Here is a 5205-nt window from a genome sequence, read left to right on the forward strand (position 1 = left end):
ACGCCCAGCACGATCTTGTCGCCGGTCAGCTTCTGGTCGCCACTCGACTGGGGGCCACCGCCGCCGCACCCGGCGGCCAGCACCACCACGGCCGACGCCGCGGCCACACCCATCGTCCTGCGCATGCCCACTCCATCCATTCCGCGCGGCGTCGCGCGGGTCGTCGTTGAGAAAATTCAGATCCCGAGGTACGCGAGCAGTTCGCGTTCGCGCGACCGCACTTCGGAGTTGTCCATCGCCTCGGCGACCCGGCCCTCGGCCAGCAGGTAGTGCCGGTCGGCGACACCGGTGGCGAAGTGCAGGTTCTGTTCGACAAGCAGCACCGTCACCCCGTGCCGTTTGGCCTCGCGCAGCAGGTCGCCGACCTGCTGCACCAGCAGTGGCGACAGCCCCTCGGTGGGCTCGTCGCAGAGCAGCAACCGGGCACCCATCCGCAGCACCCGGGCCAGCGCGAGCATCTGCTGCTCGCCGCCGGAGAGCATGGTGGCCGCCGAGTCCCGCCGGGTGTACAGGGCCGGAAACGCCTCGTACACCCGCTCCAGCGACCACGGGTCGGGGCCGACAGTGGGCGGCAGCGTGAGGTTCTCGGTGACCGTCAACGTGGCGTAGCTGCCCCGGTCGTCGGGCACCCAGCCCAGCCCCAGGCGGGCCCGCTTGTGCGCCGGCAGCCTGGTGATGTCCCGCCCGTCCAACTCCACGGTGCCGCGCTGACCGGAGTGCAGCCCCATCACGCAGCGCAGCAGCGTGGACTTGCCGGCACCATTGCGGCCGACCAGGGTGACCACCTCGCCGGCGGAGACCTCGAGGCTGACGTCGCGCAGCACCTGCGCCTCGCCGTAGTAGGCGGACAGGCTCTCAATGCGCAGCATCGGCGGCTCCCAGGTAGGCGGTGATCACGCGCTCGTCGGCGCGGACCTGCTCGTACGGGCCCTCGACGAGGACCTTGCCGGCCTGGAGCACCGTGACGGTGTCGGCGAGACGGCCGACGACGCTCATGTTGTGCTCGACCATCACCACTGTCCGGCCCTGACGGACCCGACCGATCAGCTCGACGGTGCGGTCGACGTCCTCCAGGCCCATGCCCGCTGTCGGCTCGTCGAGCAGCAGCACCTTCGGGTCCAGCGCCAGCGCGATGGCCAACTCCAGGGCGCGTTTGCGGCCGTACGCCAGGGACGCCGAGGGGGCGTGCGCCAGCTCGGCCAGCCCCACCATGGCCAGCAGTTCGTCGGCCCGTTCGGTGTAGCGGCCCATCAGCTTCGCCGACCGCCAGAACCGCCAGCCCAGCCCGCTGGGCGACTGCAACGCCAGCGCGACGTGCTCGCGTGCGGACAGTTGGGGGAAGAGGCTGGTGATCTGGAACGAACGGGCCACGCCGAGCCGGGCCACCTGCTCGGGGGGCAGCCCGGTGACGTCGCGCCCGGCCAGCTCGATCCGGCCACCACTGGGTCGCAGGAAGCCGGTGAGCAGGTTGAACAGGGTGGTCTTGCCCGCGCCGTTCGGGCCGACCAGCGCGTGCACGCTGTCCGACGCGACGTCGAGGTCGACGTCGTCGACCGCCCGGAAGCCCCGGAAGTCGCGGGTCAGCCCACGGGCCGACAGGAGCGCTTGCCCGGCCATCGCCTCATCCTCCGCACGTCGCGGCGACGGTCGGTTCGGTGACCGTGGTCACAGGCCCGTCGCGTGGACGAAACCTACGGCGGGCCGCTGGAGTCGAGCCATGTCGATGGGCTCCATATTCGACGGGCGGTTGACGTGCGTGAACTCCACTCCCCCGCGCCGTCGACTTGACCGGACCCCCTAGGTTGATGATCCACACAGCCCACCGGAAGGTCCCCACCCCATGCCCGTCGGCTTCACCATGGCGATCGTCTTCGCCGTCGCCCTGGCGGTCAGCGCCGTCGTCGCTCTCGTCGCCCCCGCACGGCCGCTCAAGCGGATGGCAGCCCTCGCGGCGCTCGGCTTTCTCGCCCTCACGCTGGTGGTCGGCATCGCGTCCAGCGCCCACTCGGTGCCCATCCGATCGGTCGGCATCGTCACCAGCTTCGGCAAGCCCACCGGCGAGGTGACCGGCTCGGGCCTGAAGTGGGTGGCGCCCTGGCAGAAGGTCGGCGAGTGGGACGCGGGCCGCCAGAAGTACGACCACATCGGCGGCAACAACTGCGTACGCGTGCGCACCGGCACCCTCGCCGACGCCTGCGTCGAGGTGCTCGTCGAATGGCAGGTCAAGCCGGAGAACGCGCCGAAGCAGTTCATGGACTACAAGGGCGACTTCGGCAGCTTCCGGGGTCAGCGGGTGGGAGTACAGCTCGACAGCGCGGTCAACGACGCCTTCGCCGCGTACAACCCGCTGGAGAAGATCGACGCCCAGACCGGCGACCTCAACGTCGACCTGAAGCCGTTCGCCGCGAACATCAAGACCAGTGCGGAGACCCGCCTCGCCACCGACGTGGACATCCTGTCGGTGACCATCACCCGGGTGAACCACGACGACAAGACCGAGGGCAACATCAAGGCGTTCCAGGACAAGCTGGCGCAGACCCGCAACCTGGAGCAGGACCGCAAGAACGCCGAGATCTCCAAGCAGATCACCGAGACCAACGCAAAGGTCGACAAGGTGACCCGTTGTCTGGAGATCGCGGAGAAGAACGGCGCGAACCCGGGGCTCTGCATCAACCCGGGCATCGTCACCGGCAAGTGACGCACAAGCCGGCCCACCCACTACGGGTGGGCCGGCTCAGGCGTCACGGCCCGCCTGGCCGGTACGCGCGGAGGGTCGAGCTTCGCCTAGGCGAAGCTGAACAGCGGCGGGAAGACGAGGACCACGATCCAGGCCCACGCGGCGTACACCGGCAGGTAGCCGGTCTGCCACCGTTCGAGCGTCGCGAACGGCGTACGCCGACGGATGAAGGACAGCAGCAGCCACGCCGACCACGCGAGGTTGACCAGCAGGATCACGTTCTCGCCGAGCGCTGCCGTCCGGTTCGGCGTGCCGCCGTACTCGTCGGTGATACGCCCGGTGATCTCCAGCAGCACCAGCACGTCGATGGCCAACGCACTGACCACCAGCGCGAGTTGGAGTTTGTCGAACGGGCCGGGCGGGGCCAGTGGGTCGCGGGCCGAGAGTGAGTAGAGCAGCAGCCCCAGCACCACGACCAGGAGAAGGTCGAACAGGAGCAGCGCCTCCCGCTCGACGTCGATGCCGTGGCTGGTCCAGACGACAGCGACGAGGAAGGCGAGCAGGGCGGCGGTGAAGAGCGGGGTGAACAGCCGGGTGAGGACCGGCGCGATGTTCTCGACGACACTCTGCTTGGCCTCGACGAGCCACCCGGCCACCACGACCGCGGCCGCGGCGCCACCGGGCAGCAGCCACTGCGAGATGAACGCCTCCGGGACGATTCCGATGGCCGCGAAGGTGTTGAACAGGAACGCGGAGAGCACGCCGCCACCGAGGGCCATCAGCACCAGGTAGATGAACCACTCGCCGGTGAACCGGATGAAGTCCATGCGTCGACGGGAGGAGAGCCAGTCGTCGGCGACATAGGCCAGGCCGACCACCAGCCACAGGGCGATGGGCAGGTGGATGCTGGTGACGACAACTGACTGCGAGTCGTCCGCCAGGGGGTAGGCGTTGGCAGCCACGGCGCCGAGGACGAAGAGCACAGCCAGTGCCGCGATCACCGTCCGTCGGGCTCCCCGGCGCCAGGCCAGGTACGCCGCCAGCCAGGGCAGCGCGAACAGTGTGAAGTTGCGCGCGTAGAACGAGCCGTCGTCGGCGAAGCTCAGCCCGAACAGCGCCGGCACCTTGACGGACACCACAGCGCCCGCCGCACAGCCGAGCATGACCCACAGGTCCCGGCGGGAGCGCGTGCCGCCGACCGGGCTGCCGGAGTCGCCGGTCAGCACCAACTGCTTCCATAACCGTTCGGAATGTTCCCTGGCGAACTCGCGGGAGAGGTCGTCGAGGCTGCCCATCCGTTTCACAGCGACCAGGAACGCCTCGTCCGGGCTCAGGCCGGCCGCGACGAGCTGGTCGACGGAGCCACGAAGGTGGTCTTCCAGCTCGTCGGCGTCCACCGCTTGCAGTTCCCGGCGACGCAGCACGTACTGACGCCACTGCTCGAACTGCGCCTCCAACTCCTGCTGCCCGTCGTGCGCCGTCATGCCAGGCCCTCCACCGGGTGCACCGTCAGCGGCACGCGGTCGTGCCAGATCTCCTTGAGCGCGCCCACCACGGTGTCCCACTGCCGACGCTGTTCGGCCAGCTCGGCCAGACCCCGGTCGGTGATGCGGTAGTACTTGCGCTTGCGCTCGCCGGCGACCGCCTGCCAGCTCGACTCCAGGTGACCGAGGCGCTCGAGCCGGTGCAGCAACGGGTAGAGCAGCCCTTCGGTCCAGTCCAGCTCACCCCCGGACAGCTCGTTGATCCGCCTGAGGATGGCGTAGCCGTAGCTCTCGCCCTCAGCCAGGATGCCGAGCACCATCGGCGTCGCCGAGGCGGCGACCAGATCCTTGGCGACCTTCACGGAACCACCCGCTCCCAAACCTAGAGGTACGATGCATAATACTGCTAGGTATGGCCCACGGCGCAACGCCCCGGGTCGAGAGAGCGCCCGAATCGCCGTTCCGGGCACCTGTGGTGCCGCGAACGGCATGGTCCGGGTTAGCCTTGGCGCATATGGCTACCTTTCGCAGCGCCTCAGTGCTCCTTTCCTCAGACGGCACCAGGACCCCCGGCACCGCCGCGCTCTTCGCCGAGCCGGCCCGTAGGGGCGGGGTTCCGCCCTGGGCGGGTGACTTCCGACCCGCGAACAGCGCCGGCAACGGCCCCAAGAACGCGGTCGGAAAGACCTTCACCTTGGAGCTGCCCGACGGCAGCACCGGCAAGGTCGTCGTCCAGGGCCTCAAGAGCGGCAAGGGCGGCGTCGTGCTGGCGCTGATGGGCGAGGACGCCCCACCCTTCTGACCAGTCGCCCGGCTCTCGTTGCCCGGGTGCCCAGGGTTGGCCCTTCCCGGGTCGACCCAGGGCACCTGGTCAACCACGCCAGTCGTCCCCGACAAATCGCTGGGATGTCGATGGTCGTGTCGCGACAATGGCCGTTGTGCCGGAGGTCGAAGTCGTCGTCGCCCACCAGGAACGGGCGACCCTGCGCGTAGGCGACGTGTTCCTGAAGATCGACACTGATCCGGGGCGCACCGACGTCGAGG

The 5205-nt window shown here is 69.3% G+C and carries 6 protein-coding genes and 1 pseudogene; 2 read left to right on the top strand and 5 right to left on the bottom strand.

What is annotated here, in order from left to right:
• The 3 genes and pseudogenes from AB0C20_RS35080 to AB0C20_RS35090 form a co-directional block, all read right to left on the bottom strand.
• Nucleotides 1–131, bottom strand: a pseudogene (locus AB0C20_RS35080) (branched-chain amino acid ABC transporter substrate-binding protein); the annotation flags it as partial.
• A 45-nt stretch (nt 132–176) separates the two neighbouring features.
• Nucleotides 177–869, bottom strand: a complete 693-nt coding sequence (locus tag AB0C20_RS35085; protein WP_357187086.1) for an ABC transporter ATP-binding protein — start codon at nt 867–869, stop codon at nt 177–179.
• On the bottom strand, nt 856–1617 hold the full coding sequence (locus AB0C20_RS35090; protein ID WP_091401800.1) for an ABC transporter ATP-binding protein: 762 nt from the start codon (nt 1615–1617) through the stop codon (nt 856–858). The genes AB0C20_RS35085 and AB0C20_RS35090 overlap by 14 nt, the downstream gene beginning before the upstream one ends.
• A gap of 223 nt (nt 1618–1840) precedes the next feature.
• On the opposite strand from AB0C20_RS35090, the gene AB0C20_RS35095 reads away from it, so the two are divergent.
• Nucleotides 1841–2698: an SPFH domain-containing protein gene (locus tag AB0C20_RS35095; protein ID WP_357187090.1), complete on the top strand. Its 858-nt coding sequence runs from the start codon at nt 1841–1843 to the stop codon at nt 2696–2698.
• 86 nt (nt 2699–2784) lie between these two features.
• Here the strand turns inward: AB0C20_RS35095 and AB0C20_RS35100 are convergent, their stop codons facing one another.
• Nucleotides 2785–4161, bottom strand: a complete 1377-nt coding sequence (locus AB0C20_RS35100; protein ID WP_357569625.1) for a permease prefix domain 1-containing protein — start codon at nt 4159–4161, stop codon at nt 2785–2787.
• A complete protein-coding gene (locus AB0C20_RS35105; RefSeq protein ID WP_357187096.1) occupies nt 4158–4523 on the bottom strand; it encodes a helix-turn-helix transcriptional regulator in 366 nt (121 codons plus the stop codon). The genes AB0C20_RS35100 and AB0C20_RS35105 overlap by 4 nt, the downstream gene beginning before the upstream one ends.
• A 152-nt stretch (nt 4524–4675) precedes the next feature.
• Here AB0C20_RS35105 and AB0C20_RS35110 point away from each other — a divergent pair, with 152 nt between their 5' ends.
• Entirely contained in the window at nt 4676–4963 is a 288-nt protein-coding gene (locus AB0C20_RS35110; RefSeq protein WP_357187099.1) for a hypothetical protein, read from the top strand.
• The last annotated feature ends 242 nt before the right edge of the window (nt 4964–5205 follow it).

Source organism: Micromonospora sp. NPDC048843 (assembly GCF_040649965.1).
Classification (GTDB): domain Bacteria; phylum Actinomycetota; class Actinomycetes; order Mycobacteriales; family Micromonosporaceae; genus Micromonospora; species Micromonospora hortensis.